Annotated in this window: 14 protein-coding genes; 10 read left to right on the forward strand and 4 right to left on the reverse strand. The window is 56.7% G+C overall.

From position 1 onward, the window contains the following. Positions 1-494: 494 nt before the first annotated feature. From rho to LCF59_RS00695, 6 genes are read left to right on the forward strand one after another with little or no spacing between them, the layout of a single operon-like run. A complete protein-coding gene (rho, locus tag LCF59_RS00670) occupies positions 495-1763 on the forward strand; it encodes a transcription termination factor Rho (protein ID WP_292284615.1) in 1269 nt (422 codons plus the stop codon). 20 nt (positions 1764-1783) lie between these two features. After that, positions 1784-3067: a tRNA uridine-5-carboxymethylaminomethyl(34) synthesis GTPase MnmE gene (gene mnmE, locus LCF59_RS00675; protein WP_292284617.1), complete on the forward strand. Its 1284-nt coding sequence runs from the start codon at positions 1784-1786 to the stop codon at positions 3065-3067. 12 nt (positions 3068-3079) lie between these two features. Then, complete coding sequence (gene mnmG / locus LCF59_RS00680) at positions 3080-4954, forward strand: tRNA uridine-5-carboxymethylaminomethyl(34) synthesis enzyme MnmG (protein WP_292284619.1); 1875 nt, start codon at positions 3080-3082, stop codon at positions 4952-4954. Next, on the forward strand, positions 4951-5538 hold the full coding sequence (rsmG, locus tag LCF59_RS00685; protein ID WP_292284621.1) for a 16S rRNA (guanine(527)-N(7))-methyltransferase RsmG: 588 nt from the start codon (positions 4951-4953) through the stop codon (positions 5536-5538). Before mnmG ends, rsmG begins: the two co-directional genes overlap by 4 nt. After that, positions 5531-6343: a ParA family protein gene (locus tag LCF59_RS00690; protein WP_292284623.1), complete on the forward strand. Its 813-nt coding sequence runs from the start codon at positions 5531-5533 to the stop codon at positions 6341-6343. Before rsmG ends, LCF59_RS00690 begins: the two co-directional genes overlap by 8 nt. 9 nt (positions 6344-6352) lie before the next feature. Further along, positions 6353-7261 carry a ParB/RepB/Spo0J family partition protein gene (locus LCF59_RS00695; RefSeq protein ID WP_292284625.1) on the forward strand — a complete coding sequence of 303 codons (909 nt, stop codon included), beginning with the start codon at positions 6353-6355 and terminating at the stop codon, positions 7259-7261. Here LCF59_RS00695 and hemW read toward each other — a convergent pair whose 3' ends face one another. Genes hemW through rph form a run of 3 tightly spaced genes read right to left on the reverse strand, consistent with a single transcriptional unit; the run spans position 7262 to position 9721 of the window. After that, positions 7262-8437 carry a radical SAM family heme chaperone HemW gene (gene hemW / locus LCF59_RS00700; protein WP_292284627.1) on the reverse strand — a complete coding sequence of 392 codons (1176 nt, stop codon included), beginning with the start codon at positions 8435-8437 and terminating at the stop codon, positions 7262-7264. Next, positions 8400-9011 (reverse strand): RdgB/HAM1 family non-canonical purine NTP pyrophosphatase, encoded by a 612-nt coding sequence (gene rdgB / locus LCF59_RS00705; protein WP_292284629.1) that lies wholly within the window; start codon positions 9009-9011, stop codon positions 8400-8402. The genes hemW and rdgB overlap by 38 nt, the downstream gene beginning before the upstream one ends. Next, the gene (rph, locus tag LCF59_RS00710; protein WP_292284631.1) at positions 9008-9721 is read right to left on the reverse strand and encodes a ribonuclease PH; all 714 of its coding nucleotides are present in this window, start codon (positions 9719-9721) and stop codon (positions 9008-9010) included. Before rph ends, rdgB begins: the two co-directional genes overlap by 4 nt. Positions 9722-9827: 106 nt before the next feature. Between rph and hrcA the strand changes: the two genes are divergently transcribed. Together hrcA and LCF59_RS00720 are read left to right on the forward strand one after the other, a co-directional pair. Continuing rightward, positions 9828-10898, forward strand: a complete 1071-nt coding sequence (gene hrcA / locus LCF59_RS00715; RefSeq protein WP_292284633.1) for a heat-inducible transcriptional repressor HrcA — start codon at positions 9828-9830, stop codon at positions 10896-10898. A 4-nt stretch (positions 10899-10902) separates the two neighbouring features. After that, complete coding sequence (locus LCF59_RS00720) at positions 10903-11469, forward strand: nucleotide exchange factor GrpE (protein ID WP_292284635.1); 567 nt, start codon at positions 10903-10905, stop codon at positions 11467-11469. Here the strand turns inward: LCF59_RS00720 and mutS are convergent. Then, on the reverse strand, positions 11466-14096 hold the full coding sequence (mutS, locus tag LCF59_RS00725; protein ID WP_292285006.1) for a DNA mismatch repair protein MutS: 2631 nt from the start codon (positions 14094-14096) through the stop codon (positions 11466-11468). The genes LCF59_RS00720 and mutS overlap by 4 nt on opposite strands. A 115-nt stretch (positions 14097-14211) precedes the next feature. On the opposite strand from mutS, the gene LCF59_RS00730 reads away from it, so the two are divergent. Together LCF59_RS00730 and LCF59_RS00735 are read left to right on the forward strand one after the other, a co-directional pair. After that, a complete protein-coding gene (locus LCF59_RS00730; protein ID WP_292284636.1) occupies positions 14212-16467 on the forward strand; it encodes an NADP-dependent malic enzyme in 2256 nt (751 codons plus the stop codon). A 2-nt stretch (positions 16468-16469) separates the two neighbouring features. After that, entirely contained in the window at positions 16470-17345 is an 876-nt protein-coding gene (locus LCF59_RS00735) for a ribokinase (RefSeq protein WP_292284638.1), read from the forward strand. Positions 17346-17501: the final 156 nt, after the last annotated feature.

Consider the following 17501-nt stretch of genomic DNA (forward strand, 5'->3'; position numbering starts at 1 on the left):
CAACCTGGGTTTGTTTACCGGAGTGTTTTGGTGAAAACCGGTCCAAACGGCAAGGAAGAAGAGAACTCGGCAAGTTGCCCTGTCGTCCAATCCGGGTTCTGCCCCATGTGGAAAGGATAAGTCAGTTGCCCACGCTTGTCTCGTCAAGTATCGGAAATGCGAGTTTATCCCGGTTTTATCCACAAGAGATATATCTATATATAGACATAATTTCAGGTACTTACGCGCGTTAAATCCATACAGTCCCGGTTTTGCCCACAAAAGCGCAAGTTCAGTCTGGCCTTGGGATAAGTCTTGAACAGATTGTTAATCCACAGGCAGGGGACGGCACTACTAACCACAAAAACTTTACTTTTTTCTTTATTATTTTAACGTGACCCGGACGTTTGACAGCATGCCAAGCCTCGACTAAGAGCAACACAGTCCTGTTCTGGACCTTACTTTCCTGAGACAACGAAGATACGACTGCCAACCTGCGCAGTCCGGGATATTTCATGACCGAAAAATTGAACCTTGCCGACCTCAAGGCAAAAAGCCCCAAAGACCTTCTTTCGATGGCCGAGGAGTTGGAAATCGAAAACGCATCAACGATGCGTAAAGGCGAGATCATGTTCCAGATTCTGCGCGAACGCGCGGATGAAGGGTGGACGATCTTCGGGGATGGTGTGCTTGAAGTGCTCCAGGACGGCTTCGGTTTCCTTCGCTCGCCTGAGGCAAACTATCTTCCCGGTCCTGACGATATCTATGTTTCCCCGGAAATGATCCGCAAGTTTTCACTCCGCACCGGCGATACCATCGACGGTGAGATGAAGGCGCCCGAGGACAACGAGCGATATTTCGCTCTGCTGAATTGCACGCAGATCAACTTCCAGGAACCAGAACGCGCCCGGCACAAGATTGCCTTCGACAACCTGACACCGCTCTATCCGGACGAGCGGTTGAACATGGAAATCGAGGATCCAACGATCAAGGATCGGTCCGCCCGGATTATCGACCTGGTTGCACCGATCGGTAAAGGCCAAAGATCACTCATCGTCGCACCACCCCGGACGGGCAAAACTGTTTTGTTGCAGAACATTGCGAACTCCATCGAACGCAACCATCCGGAATGCTACCTGATCGTTCTCCTGATCGACGAGCGGCCCGAAGAGGTCACCGACATGCAGCGCTCGGTCAGGGGCGAGGTCGTTTCCTCCACCTTTGATGAACCGGCGACGCGCCACGTCGCAGTGTCTGAAATGGTGATCGAGAAAGCCAAACGCCTCGTGGAGCATAAACGAGATGTAGTGATACTGTTGGACTCGATAACTAGACTTGGTAGAGCGTTCAACACGGTGGTGCCCTCGTCGGGGAAGGTTCTGACCGGGGGTGTAGACGCGAATGCGTTGCAACGGCCCAAGAGGTTCTTTGGCGCAGCCCGGAATATCGAAGAAGGAGGATCGCTCACGATCATCGCGACGGCCCTGATCGATACTGGCAGCCGGATGGATGAAGTGATCTTTGAGGAATTCAAGGGTACGGGCAACTCGGAAATTGTTCTGGATCGCAAGGTTGCAGACAAGCGCGTGTTCCCATCGATGGACATCCTGAAATCCGGCACGCGCAAGGAAGAACTGCTGGTCGACAAGGGCGATCTCCAGAAAACCTTTGTCCTGCGCCGCATCCTGAATCCGATGGGCACAACCGACGCGATCGAATTCCTGCTCTCCAAGCTCAAGCAAACGAAAACAAATTCGGAATTCTTCGACTCCATGAATTCGTAGACCAAGCCACGTGAGACATCATGGACACTATCTTTGCCTTGGCCACAGTGCCGGGAAAATCAGGCGTTGCTGTTGTCCGTGTCTCTGGTCCGGATGCATTTGACTGCTGTCGCACCTTCGGTTTCGAGCCGCCTCTGCCGCGAAAATCCGCGTTGCGCCAGTTATCCCATGGGGAAAAGGGCTTTCTTGATGAAGCCTTGGTCCTGACCTTCGAAGAAGGCGCAAGTTTCACTGGTGAAAACGTGGTCGAGTTCCATCTGCATGGCAGCTTGGCGATCATCAATTCCGTGCTGGAATGTTTGGGCAAGTTGCCGAATTACCGGTCGGCGCTGGCGGGAGAGTTTACGCGCCGCGCAATGGCCAACGGTCGGCTTGATTTGACGCAGGTCGAAGCGTTATCGGATTTGATCGACGCCGAGACCGAAATGCAAAGAAAGCAGGCGTTGAAGGGATTTACTGGACGGCTGCGCGATCAGGCGGAAACCTGGCGAATGGACCTGGTCCATGCGGTGTCGCTGCTTGAAGCGACGATAGATTTCGCGGATGAGGAAGTCCCAGTCGACGTATCGTCAGACGTCAATCGTTTTCTATCCGGTGTCACTTCCACCATTGAAAACGAGGTCAACGGGTTCGGTATAGCGGAGCGGGTCCGAACTGGATTCGAGGTTGCAATCATCGGTCCTCCGAATGCGGGGAAATCGACATTGCTCAACGCGCTCGCTGGACGCGACGCGGCGATCACGTCCGAGATTGCAGGAACAACGCGTGACGTGATCGAAGTCCGCATGGATTTGGACAGTCTCCCTGTTACGTTCCTCGATACTGCGGGTCTTCGGGACACTGATGATACTGTCGAGTCAATCGGGATTCATCGGTCACTTGGTCGGGCCAAAGCTGCGGACCTTCGCGTTTTTCTCAAGGGAGAGGGCGACTTTGGCGATCTGAATCCTTTGGCGGGTGATATCGTCGTTCAAGGGAAATCGGACCTCTTTGCAGACGGGACGGGTGTGTCCGGGGTCACCGGGCAAGGGATCAAGGATCTAATCGACCAGGTGAAACTTTTCCTGGTTGATAAATCGTCCTCCGCCGGACTTGTTTCGCACCAACGTCAGCGCGACGTGTTAAAACAGGGGTTGAGCGCTCTGTTGAGGGCGCAAGGGTTTGTTGCCGCTGGCCCAGGACGGTATGATTTGGCGTCCGAAGAGATTCGCACTGCAATAATAACGCTAGAGCGACTCGTCGGGCGGGTTGATGTAGAGGATGTTCTTGATAAGATTTTCTCCAGTTTTTGCATCGGAAAGTAGGGAGTGTTTCACGTGAAACAATTTGATTTCGATGTCATCGTTGTTGGAGGCGGTCACGCTGGTTGCGAGGCTGCACATGCGGCCGCACGGATGGGCGCTCGGACTGCGCTTGTCACGCTGACGGAAGAGGACATTGGTGTCTTGTCGTGTAATCCGGCGATTGGTGGCCTTGGCAAGGGCCATCTTGTCCGGGAGATTGACGCGTTTGACGGGATTATGGGACGCGTCGCTGACAAGGCTGGGATACAATTTCGATTGCTGAATCGCCGCAAGGGACCCGCGGTCCAAGGACCACGCGCACAGGCAGATCGCAAAATCTATCAAACAGAAATGCTGGCGGCGACGAAAGCCCAAGGCAATCTGGAGATTGTTCTCGGAGAGGTGACGGACCTTTGTAAAACTGGTTCAACGATAGATGGGGTAGTGATCAATGGCGATCAAGAGATCACAGCGCCATCCGTTGTTCTGACAACGGGAACGTTCCTGCGTGGTGTAATCCACATCGGAGACCAACAGATTTCTGGTGGCCGTATGGGGGAACGACCGTCAAATGATCTGGCCAAAACACTGGAGTCCTTCGATCTGCCTTTGGGCCGTCTAAAAACGGGAACACCACCTCGGCTTGATGGCCGGACAATCAATTGGGATGACCTTGAAGACCAGCCTGGCGACGACAGCCCGGTGATGTTCTCTTTCATGTCGAAAGCGCCAACTGCACCACAAGTTGCCTGCGCTATTACGCATACGAATGAACGGACGCACGACATCATCCGCACAAACCTGGACAGATCCGCGATGTATGGCGGCAACATTGATGGTGTGGGCCCGCGATATTGTCCATCGATCGAGGACAAGGTTGTGCGTTTTGCAGACAAGACATCCCACCAGATTTTTCTCGAACCGGAAGGCATAAACGACGATACGGTTTATCCGAACGGGATTTCGACGTCACTGCCTGAAGAGGTTCAGCTCGAATATGTCCGGTCGATCAAAGGCCTTGAACGAGCAGAGATTTTGCAACCGGGATACGCGATTGAGTATGATTATGTTGATCCGCGTGCCTTGAACCTTGATTTGGCTGTGAAGTCGGCTGCTGGGTTGTACCTGGCTGGCCAGATCAACGGAACCACAGGCTATGAAGAAGCAGCTGCGCAGGGTCTTGTGGCTGGCCTTAACGCAGCCAGTCGATCGATGGATAAGGGGGGGGTAACCTTCAGTCGAGCCGACAGTTATATTGGTGTCATGATCGATGATCTGACAACACGGGGCGTATCTGAGCCTTACCGGATGTTCACATCGCGTGCCGAGTATCGCTTGTCCCTGCGGGCAGATAACGCTGACCAAAGGCTGACTCCAAAAGCGCTTGACTTGGGCTGTGTGTCTGAAGAGCGCAAAACTGCATTCATGGCGAAAATGGAGTTGATCGAGGCGGGGAGGCGGGATCTTGACAATCTGATGGTTTCTTCGAAGCAACTTGTCGAGGCAGGCGTATTGATCTCTCAGGATGGGACAAAAAGAACAGGGTTTGAGTGCCTTGCGATTGAAGCCGTCTCGTGGGACGCCCTCGTGTTAATTTCGCCCGACCTGGCGAACATTGACAATGGGACACGGGCACAGCTTTCGAAGGATGCGCTTTATGCCAATTATATTGCGCGTCAGCAAAGGGATATCGAATCTCTACGTCGGGACGAAGCTCAGGTGATACCTGTGGACTTCGATTTTACGCAGATTGAAGGGTTATCGAATGAGCTGAAGTCAAAACTGGACAGTCAAAAACCCGCGAACATTGCCCAGGCGTCCCGGGTTGATGGCATGACACCCTCTGGCCTTCTTTTGCTGTTGTCTAAAATACGTGCCGCGTCCGCGAAAAAGCAGGCTGTGGGATGAATGCTTCACGTGAAACAACAGACCGGTTTAAACTCTACTTGAACTTGCTCCGTAAGTGGTCGCCAAAGATCAACTTGGTTTCAAAAGCTTCTTTGGCAGATGCTGGGAAACGTCATTTCTCGGATTCCTTGCAGTTGGTTGAGTTATGTCCGGTGCCACCAGCGCATTGGGTCGACCTAGGGTCTGGTGCCGGCTTTCCCGGCGCCGTGGTTGCAATAGCCTTAGCGCGCACCCACACCAGGGTAACCTTGGTCGAGAGTGATCAGCGCAAGGCGGCGTTCTTGCGCACTGTTTCACGTGAAACAAATGTTCCATTTGATGTTGTTGCCAACCGAATCGAGAGCTTGGATCCGTTGGAAGCTGATGTCCTCAGCGCACGCGCGCTTGCCCCTGTTGATGTTCTTTTGGAATTCACAAACCGTCACATGAAAAAGAACGGAACCGCCTTTTTTCCGAAAGGAGAAACCTGGGCAAACGAAGTGGCTCACGCCGAAAAACAGTGGCGATTCTCCCTGGAAGTCCATAAAAGTAAGACAAACGCAAACGCGGCAATCCTACAGATCGGAGATCTATCTCGTGTATGATCCGACACGCCCCGCTGGACCCAAGATAATAGCAATCGCGAACCAGAAAGGTGGGGTGGGCAAGACGACAACCGCGATAAATTTTGCATCCGCCTTGGCCGAGATCGGCCAACGTGTTCTTGTTGTTGATCTTGATCCACAGGGAAACGCGTCGACTGGTCTGGGCCTGATGCCTGAAAACAGGAATGCAACGACGTATGATCTGCTGCTGGACGATTTTCCGCTGGGAGATATCATTTGCGAAACAACCCAAAAAGGGTTGAGCATCGTGCCGTCCACAACCGACCTTAGCTCTGCCGACATTGAATTAATTGCCAACGAAAAGCGCAGCTACCTTTTGCACGACGCTTTGCGACAGCCAGAAATGGATAGATTTGGCTTCGATTTTATCCTGATCGATTGTCCACCATCTCTTAACCTTTTGACGGTAAACGCCATGGTGGCGGCGCATTCTGTTCTCGTACCTTTGCAAAGCGAGTTCTTTGCTTTGGAAGGATTGAGCCAATTGATGTTAACGATCCGGGAAGTTCGCCAATCCGCCAACCCGAAACTCAGGATAGAAGGGGTGGTTCTTACCATGTACGACGCGCGAAATAACCTATCTCAACAAGTTGAAAACGATGCGCGGGATAATCTTGGGGATTTGGTGTTCGAGACGGTAATACCAAGAAATGTAAGGGTGAGCGAAGCGCCGTCCTATGCGATGCCGGTTCTTGAATATGATACAAACTCTAAAGGTGCCGCAGCGTATCGCGCGTTGGCACGGGAGTTTCTGACCAAAAATGAAACGATGACAGCAGCGTAGAGGCGGATCATGTCAGAGAAAAAAGAGCAGCGACGAGGGCTGGGGCGGGGTCTTTCCGCATTGATGGCAGATATAGAGCCCGAGGCTGAGCCTGCAACCGAACCCGCCCAACGCCCGACGCAGGTTTTGCCAGTCGACCAGTTGTTTCCCAACCCGGACCAGCCACGCCGGTCATTCGATACCGAAGCATTGGAAGAGCTGACAAATTCTATCCGGAGCAAAGGCGTCATCCAGCCGTTAATCGTCCGTCAACGCGGAGAGTCCGGATCGCAATTCGAGATCGTCGCTGGTGAACGTCGATGGCGGGCGGCTCAGGCGGCTGGCGTGCATGAAGTTCCAGTGGTTTTGCGCGACTTTTCCGATGAGGATGTCCTTGAAATCGCGATTATCGAGAATATCCAGCGCGCTGATTTGAACCCGATCGAAGAGGCGGCTGGATACGAGCAATTGATGAATCGCTTTGGTCACACGCAGGAAAAGCTCGCCCAGGCTTTGGGTAAGAGCCGTAGCCACATCGCAAATCTGTTGCGGCTTCTCAATCTGCCGGACGTCGTCAAGACGGCTGTGACGGATGGAAAACTGTCTGCGGGACACGCGCGCGCCTTGGTAACGGCGCCTGATCCCACTCATCTGGCAGGGCGGATCGTGCGAAATGGGCTATCCGTGCGCGAGACGGAGCGGCTGGTTAAAGAAGCGCTTAACCCAACGGCAGAATCAAAACCCAAAGGGGCGTCCAAACCGAGCGCCACGGCGAAGGATGCGGATACCAAGGCGCTCGAAGCAGATCTGTCAGCGGCCTTGGATATGAAGGTCTCAATCACGCATCAGGCGGGCAAAGAATCCGGCACTGTGTCAATCGGGTACGAGTCGCTCGAAGATCTGGACGCATTGTGTATGGTGCTTAGCGCGACCAAATAATCAGGCTTTGGCAAGCTGAGAAATTAGATAATTCAGAACGGGGCGGCCTTTCTTGGTTGCCCCGAATTTCTTTTCTGACTGCCAAACCAGACCGTCTGATTCAAAGGTTCGAAATTTCGACCAGTCAATCAGATGAGTTACATCATCGATATATAGACCCTCAAGAAGCCGAAGCCCCATTATCAGGCGTTCATCCGCAATATCTAGTTGCGACATGGGCGTTTCTGACCGGACCCCGGTTGTCGCTTGCACGGCGCGCAGCCATGCTTCTGGTTGTTTCCAGGAGTCAGTCGCTATGCGCTGGCCGTCTATGGTCAATCTTCCATGCGCACCGGGCCCGATCCCGGCGTAATCGCCGCCACGCCAGTAGAGACGGTTATGCAGCGACTCTGCGCCGGCGCGCGCATGGTTGGATACTTCGTAAGCGATGAAGCCCGCATCCTCGCACATAGTCTGGGTCAAATGGTAAAGATCCGCGCCTAGATCGTCGGTGGGCAAGCCGCGCAAGTTTCCGCGTTCCGCGCGATCCCAGAATGCGGTCCCTTCCTCGATCGTCAATTGATAAAGCGACAGATGATCGACCGCCATGTCCAGAGCCTGACCCAGCTCCTGCTGCCAGTCAGACAGGCTCTGGGTCTGGCGCCCATAGATCAAATCGAAGCTCACACGTTCAAAATTCTGGCGGGCAATTCCAAAGGCATCCTGCGCCTCTTCAACGGAATGCAATCGACCGAGTTTGCGCAGATCCGTATTGTTCAAGGCTTGCACGCCGAGCGATACCCGATTGACCCCGTGCTTGGCGTAGCCTTCGAAGCGGTGTGCCTCGACCGACGTCGGATTGGCTTCTAGGGTAATCTCGATATCGTTGGCAAAACTCCAGACATCACGCGCCGCAGCCAGAACGGTGGCCACCGTTTGCGGCTCCATAAGGCTCGGGGTGCCACCACCAAAAAAGACAGAGGATAAAACCCGTGGACCTGTCCGTTCCCCGGTCCTGCGGATTTCGAGAGCCAAGGCATCGGCCCATTGGGCCTGATCCACGGCAGATCGAACATGGCTGTTGAAATCGCAATAGGGACATTTGGCAGCGCAAAACGGCCAGTGGACGTAGAGACCGAATCCGCGTTCCTGCCAAAGCTCAGCCAAAGCAGCCGGCCACGAACTTGCGGAAGGCATCAGCGCGGTGGCTGATCTTGTTTTTTTCCCACCGATCCATTTCGCCAAAGGTCAGGGAATACCCTTTCGGCTGGAAAACGGGGTCATATCCGTGTCCCTGATCGCCGCGCATCGGCCAGATGATCTGGCCTTCCATCTTGCCCGGAAATACCTCGTCATGGCCATTGGGCCAGGCAAGGACGAGGGTGCAGCAGAACCGCCCCGTCCATGGTGGCGAGATCCCGGTGCCAAGAATGGCGGTATGTGCCTTTTCCATGGCCATGACAAAGTCGCGACCAGTCTCTGTTTCGGCCCAATCGGCGGTATAGACACCCGGTGCGCCATTCAATGCGTCGATTTCGAGTCCACTGTCGTCGGACAGGGCCGGCAGGCCGGTTGCCTTGGCCGCCGCATGGGCCTTTATCCGGGCGTTCTCGACGAAACTTGTCCCGTCTTCGACCGGCTCGGCCAAATCCATGTCAGCGGCGCCAACAACCGTCACGCTGAAATCCTTGAGCAGGTCGGCAATCTCTTCCAGCTTGCCCTGGTTGTGGGTTGCCACAAGAAGCCGATTACCGTCGAACTTGCGTGTCATTCCGCAGCCTTCAGTTGCATCCTGACCAGTTCCTGAACTCCGGCATCGGCGAGATCGAGCAGTTCTGACATTTGATCACGCGAAAAGGTTGCTCCCTCGGCGGACATCTGCACTTCGATCAATTGGCCATCGCCACGCAGGATGAAATTGCCATCCACACCGGCTTCGGAATCTTCGGGGTAATCGAGGTCGAGCACGGGTTGTCCCGCGTAGATGCCACAGCTGACGGCGGCGACGGGCGATACAAGCGGATCGCTTATCACGTCACCGGCTTTCATCAGCTTGTTCACCGCAAGACGCAGTGCGACCCAACCGCCAGTGATGGAGGCGCAGCGGGTTCCGCCATCGGCCTGGATCACGTCGCAGTCGACGGTGATTTGCCGCTCTCCCATTGCGACACGGTCCACGCCGGCCCGCAAGCTGCGCCCGATCAACCGTTGGATCTCGACCGTGCGGCCCTGTTGTTTGCCGGCCGAGCTTTCCCGACGCATCCGGCTCGTGGTGGAGCGGGGCAGCATCCCGTATTCGGCAGTGACCCAGCCAAGACCCGAACCCTTGATGAACGGCGGCACCCGGTCTTCTATCGTGGCGGTACACAGGACATGGGTGTCGCCCACGCGGATCATGCAGGATCCTTCTGCGTGCTTGCTGATACCGGTTTCGATTGAAACCGCGCGCATTTCGCTTAGTTTTCGGCCTGATGGTCGCATGGGATGTCCTCTTGATTATTGTGTACGGATACAAGCAGGCTTTCAGGTTCCGCAAGCCGATAAGTCTACGCAACAGGTGTGGGCCAAAGCGCAATGAGGTGAGTGATTGACCGACGGATCAAAAGTTCTGGAAGAAATGAATGACCGCTCCCGCGAGGTGTTTCGCAAGGTGGTCGAAGGCTATCTGTCCAGCGGTGAACCCGTTGGATCACGCACGCTGACACGGTCGCTGGATGAAAAGGTGTCGGCGGCGACGATCCGCAATGTGATGCAGGACCTCGAGTTTCTTGGCCTGTTGGACAGCCCGCATATCAGCGCGGGACGTGTGCCGACACAGCTTGGTCTGCGCATGTTTGTCGATGGTCTTCTTGAAGTGCGGGATCTCGATCTCGATGATCGGCAAAAGATCGACGAAACGGTGACAAGCAACAGTCAAGACGTAGGCTCCATCCTGGATCGGGTCGGGTCGGCCCTGTCGGGTGTCACCCATGGCGCATCGCTTGTCTTGACGCCAAAACACGAGGCGGCGATCAAGCATATCGAATTTGTGCCAGTGGGGGGCGATCAGGCCCTGGTGGTCCTGGTGTTTGCCGACGGGCATGTGGAGAACCGCCTTTTCACGCCACCACCGGGGCAGACACCAAGTTCCATGCGCGAGGCCGCGAATTTCCTCAATGCGCTTGTCGAAGGTAAAACGCTGTCGGAATTGCAACGGACAATCAAGGACGACATGGCGGACAAACGGCGCGAACTTGATGCGCTGGCGGCAACTTTGGTTGAGCAGGGGCTTGCCGTTTGGGATGAGACCGCCGATATGTCAGGCCGCCTGATCGTGCGCGGCCGGTCGAACCTGCTGGCCGAAGAAACTCACGCCGATGAACTGGAGCGCATCCGCGAGCTGTTCGACGATCTTGAACGTAAGCGGGACATTGCCGAATTTCTGGAATTGACAGAAGAGGGCGACGGTGTGCGCATTTTTATCGGTTCTGAGAATAAACTTTTCTCACTTTCGGGTTCCTCTTTGGTTGTCTCTCCTTATATGAACGCTGACCGTAAGATAATCGGTGCGGTTGGGGTCATTGGCCCGACACGTCTGAATTACGGGCGGATCGTACCGATCGTAGACTACACAGCGCAGCTCGTCGGGAAATTGCTCGGCGACCGCAACCAAGGGTAACAAGATGGCGGATACGGATCACACAAAGGATTTTCTCGACAGCTTGGCAGATGCCGAGGCAGAGGAAAACGAAGCACTGGAAGAAGAGATCAGCGAAGAGGCCGCTGATCTGGATGCTTTGCGTGCTGAACGGGATGATCTGAAAGACAAGTTCATGCGCGCACTGGCCGATGCAGAAAACGCGCGCAAGCGGTCCGACAAGGATCGCCGCGAAGCGCAGCAATATGGTGGTTCTCGCCTCGCTCGGGATTTGCTGCCGGTGTATGACAACCTGTGCCGTGCCCTCGAATCGATATCGGAAGAACAACGTGAATCGTCCGAGGCCTTGATTGAAGGTCTGGAACTGACGCTGCGGGAATTGCGGAGCGTTTTCAGCAAACATGGTGTTCAGCCGATAAAGCCGGAAGTCGGCGACAAGTTTGATCCTCAGCACCACGAAGCGATGTTCGAAGCACCTGTACCCGGCACAACCGCAGGCGACATCATTCAGGTCTCTGCCGAAGGATTCATGTTGTACGACAGGCTTTTGCGCCCGGCGCAGGTCGGCGTCAGCTCAACACCGAAATCCTAATCGCCGTCTTCCTGTACCAGGGTTTTGAGCTGGTACAGAGCCTGTAGCGCCTCCATGGGTGTCATCGTGTCGGGGTGCAGATCCTTGATCTGTGCCTCGATCTCGTTTTCGGATTTTGAGGTTGCCGGCTGTGGTGCGCTGGCGACGGCGGAAAACAACGGAAGATCGTCGATCAGCGCCTTGGGCGAAGTGTTTTCCCGCTCGCCTTTTTCCAGCGCCTCGAGAACTGATCGGGCGCGGGTGATTACCGCGGGTGGCAACCCGGCCAATTGCGCAACTTGCACACCATAAGACCGATCCGCCGCCCCGTCCCGCACCTCGTGCAGGAAGATCACGTCGCCGTCCCATTCGCGCACCGCGACGGTCGCGTTCGTGACCCCGTCGAGCGTTGCGGCCAGCGCCGTCAGCTCGTGATAATGCGTGGCAAAAAGCGCGCGCACCCGGTTCTGCGATTGCAGGTGTTCCAAGGTTGCCCATGCGATCGAGAGCCCGTCATACGTCGCCGTGCCCCGTCCAATCTCGTCCAGAATAACAAGAGACCGATCATCCGCTTGGTTCAGGATCGCGGCGGTTTCGACCATTTCCACCATGAACGTCGATCGCCCGCGCGCAAGATCGTCAGACGCGCCAACGCGGCTGAAAACCTGGCTGACCAGCCCGATATGTGCCGATTGCGCCGGAACGTAGGATCCAACCTGCGCCAATAGGGCAATCAGCGCGTTCTGGCGCAGGTAGGTGGACTTGCCGGCCATGTTCGGACCCGTGAGCAGCTTTATCGCGGCAGCGTCTCCTGCGGCGTTCAATTGGCAATCATTGGCGACGAAGCCTGTATCGCCGCTTTTCAATGCGCGTTCCACGACCGGGTGGCGGCCCGCGGCGATCTCGAAGGCGCGGCTGTTATCCACCGTGGGACGGCACCAGTCCAGATCGCTTGCAAGATCGGCCAGAGCCGTTGCAAGATCCAGCTCGGCAAGCCCGGTCGCAAGCGTATTGAGCGCCGCTTGTTGGTCCAGAATTGCGGCTTTCAATGTCTCATAGAGCCGCTTTTCAATCTCGATCGCTTCGGTTCCGGCACTCATGATGCGCCGTTCAAGTTCGGAGAGTTCGACCGTGGTGAACCGGATCTGGTTGGCTGTCGTTTGCCGGTGAATAAAGGTTTCGTTCAGCGGCGGCGCCATCATCGTTTGTGCATGGGTGGCGGTGGTTTCAATGAAATAGCCCAAAACGTTGTTGTGCTTGATCTTAAGCGACGACACCCCCGCCATCTCGGAATATTTGGCCTGAAGGCCTGCGATGACACCGCGTCCTTCGTCACGCAGCGTGCGGGCTTCATCCAGCTCGGCGGCGTAGCCCGGCGCAATGAATCCCCCATCCCGCGCCAGAAGCGGGGGGTCGGCCACAAGCGCATCATCGAGAAGATCGAGAAGCGCGTCATGTCCGGTGCAGGCGGTAACCGATGCTTGCAACAGATGGGGCAGTGTATGTGGCTCTAACACAACCGTAATTGCATTTGCCTGCTCCAGAGCATTGCGAATGGCCGTCATGTCTCTGGGGCCGCCGCGATCCAGCCCAAGCCGTGACAGCGCCCGGTCAAGATCGGCGACCCGTTTCAACGCATCCCGCACGTGTTTGGCTGCGGCTACGTTTGACATTGCCCAATCGATAGCTTCTTGCCGGTCGCGGATCGTGGCAAGATCACACGAAGGGGTGGACAGTCGACGTTCCAACAACCGCGCACCGCTGGCTGTTGCGGTGCGGTCGATGACCGATAACAAGGATCCGGCCCGGCCTCCGTTCAGGCTGTGTGTCAGTTCGAGGTTTCGCCGTGTTGCCGCATCGATAAGCATCGCGTGGCCCAGCTTTTCCTGCTGCGGCGGACGCAAGAGCGGCAAGCGCCCCTTTTGCGTCAGATCGAGATAATCGAGCAATGCACCCAACGCGGACAATTCCGGCCGTGAAAATCGCCCGTAGGCTTCCAGCGACGAGACAGCGAAGTGTCGTTCCAGCCGAGTCTGTGCACTGGTCGAATCGAAGCTGGATTTGCCCAGCGACGTCGCTTCGATTCCAAGATCTTTCAACACTTCGGAGACAACCGTATCCATTTCGTCGGCCATCAAGACCTCGGCCGGGGACAGTTGCGCCAATTCCGGACCGACGCGGGCCAGGGGCAGGGGCAAGACATGCAGCGCACCGGTCGAGATATCTGTCCAGGCCAGCGCCCATTCGTCTCTGACGCAGGCCAAAGCGGCAAGGAAATTGTGGCGCCGGGCTTCGAGAAGCGTGTCTTCTGTCAGGGTGCCGGGCGTGACGAGACGCACGACGTCACGCTTGACCACGGATTTGTGCCCGCGCTTTTTCGCCTCGGTGGGACTTTCCATCTGTTCGCAGACGGCCACCCGAAACCCCTTGCGGATCAGCGTCAGCAAATACCCTTCGGCACTATGGACCGGCACGCCGCACATCGGGATGTCATCGCCATCATGTTTGCCCCGCTTTGTCAGCGCGATGTCGAGCGCTTCTGCGGCGGCAACCGCATCGTCAAAGAACAATTCATAAAAATCACCCATGCGGTAGAACAATAAAGCGTCTGAATACTGGGATTTTATTTCCAGATATTGCGCCATCATGGGTGTGACGGGTGATTTATTCGCGTTCACAATCTTCCCCTTGGTGCTTTGGCATGACATTAAGACGAGCGAGGCGGGCGGAAAACCCGAATTTGATCAATGAGGCCCTGACTGCATGTCCAATCCAAAGTTCACCCGCGAGGAGGCTCTTGCCTTTCATCTTGAACCGACCCCCGGCAAGTGGGAGGTGCAGGCGACCGTTCCGATGACAACGCAACGGGATCTGTCTCTTGCCTATTCCCCCGGTGTCGCCGTCCCGTGCGAGGATATCGCAAAGGACCCGGGGCTTGCCTATGATTATACGAACAAGGGCAACCTTGTTGCGGTGATCTCGAATGGAACGGCGGTTCTGGGGCTGGGCAATCTTGGCGCGCTTGGGTCCAAACCGGTGATGGAGGGCAAATCGGTTCTCTTCAAGCGGTTTGCGGATGTGAACTCCATCGACATCGAACTCGATACCGAAGACCCCGACGCCTTTTGCCAAGCCGTGCGCCTGATGGGTCCGACCTTCGGGGGCATCAACCTGGAAGACATCAAGGCGCCCGAGTGCTTCATCATCGAGCAGCGGCTCAAGGAAGAAATGGACATCCCCGTTTTCCATGACGACCAGCACGGAACAGCGGTGATCTGTGCGGCAGGGTTGATCAATGCGCTGCACCTTTCCGGCAAGAAGATCGAGGATGTGAAGATCGTGCTGAACGGTGCCGGGGCGGCGGGCATTGCCTGTATCGAACTGCTCAAGCGCATGGGGGCACGGCACGACAATTGCGTCGTGGCCGATACCAAGGGTGTGATCTACCAAGGCCGCACGGAAGGCATGAACCAGTGGAAATCCGCCCATGCGGTCAAGACGGATTCGCGCACGCTGCAAGAGGCGATGGTCGGGGCCGACGTGTTCCTCGGGGTCAGCGTCAAGGGGGCCGTGACGCAGGACATGGTGCGGTCGATGGCCGACAACCCGGTGATCTTTGCCATGGCGAACCCCGATCCCGAGATCACGCCGGAAGAGGCCCACGAGGTGCGGGTCGATGCCATCGTCGCCACCGGGCGCAGCGACTATCCGAACCAGGTGAACAACGTTCTGGGCTTTCCCTACCTGTTCCGTGGCGCGCTCGACATCAATGCGCGGGCGATCAACGACGAGATGAAGATCGCCTGCGCGCAGGCGCTGGCAGAGCTTGCGCGCGAAGACGTGCCTGACGAGGTGGCGCTGGCCTATGGCAAGAGCCTGAGCTTCGGACGCGACTACATCATCCCAACGCCCTTTGATCCGCGTCTGATCCACAGGATTCCGCCTGCCGTGGCCAAGGCGGGAATGGACACCGGAGCGGCGCGGCGACCGATCATTGATCTGGATGCCTATGAAGATTCGCTGAAATCACGGATGGATCCGACCGCCAGCATCCTGCGCAGCATAAACGCGCGGGCGCGGTCGGCGCAGGCACGCATGATCTTTGCCGAAGGCGATGATCCGCGCGTGTTGCGCGCCGCGGTGATGTATCAGCGCAATGGCTTTGGAAAGGCGCTGGTTGTCGGGCGAGAGTCCGATGTGCAGGCCAAGCTCGAAGAGGCGGGTCTGGCCGATGCCGTGCGCGAGATCGACGTCGTGAACGCCGCCAAAACCCAGCATCTGGAGCGCTACAAGCAGTTTCTTTACGGCCGGCTTCAGCGCAAGGGACATGACCGGCAGGATATCCACCGGCTCGCTGCCCGGGATCGGCACGTGTTTGCGGCGCTGATGCTGCAACAAGGGCATGGCGATGCGTTGGTCACCGGGGCCACGCGGAAATCCGCGCATGTGATGGAGTTGATCAACCATGTTTTCGATGCCGACGCGTCGCATGGGGCGGCCGGTGTCACCGCGCTTTTGGTCAAGGGGCGCATCGTCCTGATGGCGGACACACTCGTGCACGAATGGCCGAACGAGGAAGAGCTTGCCAATATTGCGGAACAGGGCGCCGATGTGGCCCGCCTTCTGGGCCTGGAGCCGCGCGTGGCGTTCGTGTCGTTCTCGACGTTTGGATACCCGGTGTCCGAACGCGCAGAGAAGATGCATATCGCGCCTCGCGTGTTGGACAAGCGTGGCGTGACTTTCGAGTACGAGGGCGAGATGACAGTCGATGTCGCGCTGAATCGCACTTCGCAGAAGTCTTATCCCTTCCAGAGGCTGACCGGTCCCGCGAATGTCCTTGTCGTGCCCGCGCGCCATTCCGCGTCAATATCGGTCAAGCTGATGCAGGAAATGGCCGGCGCGACGGTCATCGGACCGATTTTGGCCGGTGTGGACAAGTCCATCCAGATTTGCTCCACCTCCAGCACGGCGAGCGATATCTTGAACATGGCGGTTCTGGCAGCCTGCAAGGGAGGCTGAGCATGGCGGTCTATAACCTTGGCTCTATCAACGCCGATCTGTTCTACCGTGTGCCGCATCTTCTTGCACCGGGGGAAACATTGGCCGCGACAGAACACAGCCGGGGCCTGGGCGGCAAAGGGGCAAATATGTCCGTCGCCGTCGCCCGGGCGGCAGCGCGGGTGAAGCATGTCGGCGCGGTCGGGCCGGATGGGCGCTGGGCCGTTGAACGGATGCTGGAATACGGCGTCGATACCCGCGCCATCATCGAGGTCTCCGCGCCGACGGGCCATGCCGTCATCATGATCGACGACCAAGGCGAAAACGCGATCCTGATCCATCCCGGAGCAAATCACGCCTTGTCAGAGACTGATATACAGCAGGCGTTGACCGACGCGACAGAGGCCGACCTCTTCCTGTTCCAGAACGAAACCTCGTGCCAGGTGATTGGCGCCACGCAGGCCTCGGCCAGAGGCATGCGCGTGATTTACGCGGCCGCACCCTTTGATGCCGAATCGGTGAAAACCGTGATGCCCCTGCTTGATATCCTCGTGATGAATGCGGTCGAAGCGCAGCAATTGTCGGATGCGACGGGCGCCGACCTAGCCGACCTGCCGGTGCGTGACATTATCGTGACATTGGGCGCTGAGGGCTGCCGATGGTTGAACACGGACGACGGATCCGATCAGAGCTTTCCCGCCATTCCGGTCGATCCGGTCGATACCACCGGCGCGGGGGACACCTTTACCGGTTTCCTCGTGGCCGGTCTGGATCGTGGATTGCCGATGGCGCAGGCGATTTCTCTGGGACAACAAGCCGCCGCGATCATGGTCACGCGGCAAGGCACGGCCGATGTGATCCCTGACCTGAAAGATGTGCAGGACGCCCGTTTCGGTTAACTTGCCAGGAATGGCACGTTGGCATCCCCCAGCGCCTTTCTCCGGTCCTTTGACCACAGCCTTTGCGATATCGCCTGTTTGAGTGCGCCCTGGCGGATTTCGTGGACCGGACATTCCGAGCCTATCGCAATCTCGAAGCAATCAAGCGCGGCGTAA

It is taken from the genome of Marivita sp., from assembly GCF_020055675.1.
In the GTDB taxonomy this organism is placed as follows: domain Bacteria; phylum Pseudomonadota; class Alphaproteobacteria; order Rhodobacterales; family Rhodobacteraceae; genus Marivita.

Excerpts from the sequence above, each read along its gene's own strand:
- rph (WP_292284631.1), bottom strand. The coding sequence starts at position 9,721 with ATGCGACCATCAGGCCGAAAACTAAGCGAAATGCGCGCGGTTTCAATC.
- hemW (WP_292284627.1), bottom strand. The coding sequence starts at position 8,437 with ATGCCTTCCGCAAGTTCGTGGCCGGCTGCTTTGGCTGAGCTTTGGCAG.
- rsmG (WP_292284621.1), top strand. The coding sequence starts at position 4,951 with ATGAATGCTTCACGTGAAACAACAGACCGGTTTAAACTCTACTTGAAC.
- LCF59_RS00695 (WP_292284625.1), top strand. The coding sequence starts at position 6,353 with ATGTCAGAGAAAAAAGAGCAGCGACGAGGGCTGGGGCGGGGTCTTTCC.
- LCF59_RS00730 (WP_292284636.1), top strand. The coding sequence starts at position 14,212 with ATGTCCAATCCAAAGTTCACCCGCGAGGAGGCTCTTGCCTTTCATCTT.
- mnmE (WP_292284617.1), top strand. The coding sequence starts at position 1,784 with ATGGACACTATCTTTGCCTTGGCCACAGTGCCGGGAAAATCAGGCGTT.
- mutS (WP_292285006.1), bottom strand. The coding sequence starts at position 14,096 with ATGATGGCGCAATATCTGGAAATAAAATCCCAGTATTCAGACGCTTTA.
- LCF59_RS00735 (WP_292284638.1), top strand. The coding sequence starts at position 16,470 with ATGGCGGTCTATAACCTTGGCTCTATCAACGCCGATCTGTTCTACCGT.
- rho (WP_292284615.1), top strand. The coding sequence starts at position 495 with ATGACCGAAAAATTGAACCTTGCCGACCTCAAGGCAAAAAGCCCCAAA.
- rdgB (WP_292284629.1), bottom strand. The coding sequence starts at position 9,011 with ATGACACGCAAGTTCGACGGTAATCGGCTTCTTGTGGCAACCCACAAC.
- LCF59_RS00720 (WP_292284635.1), top strand. The coding sequence starts at position 10,903 with ATGGCGGATACGGATCACACAAAGGATTTTCTCGACAGCTTGGCAGAT.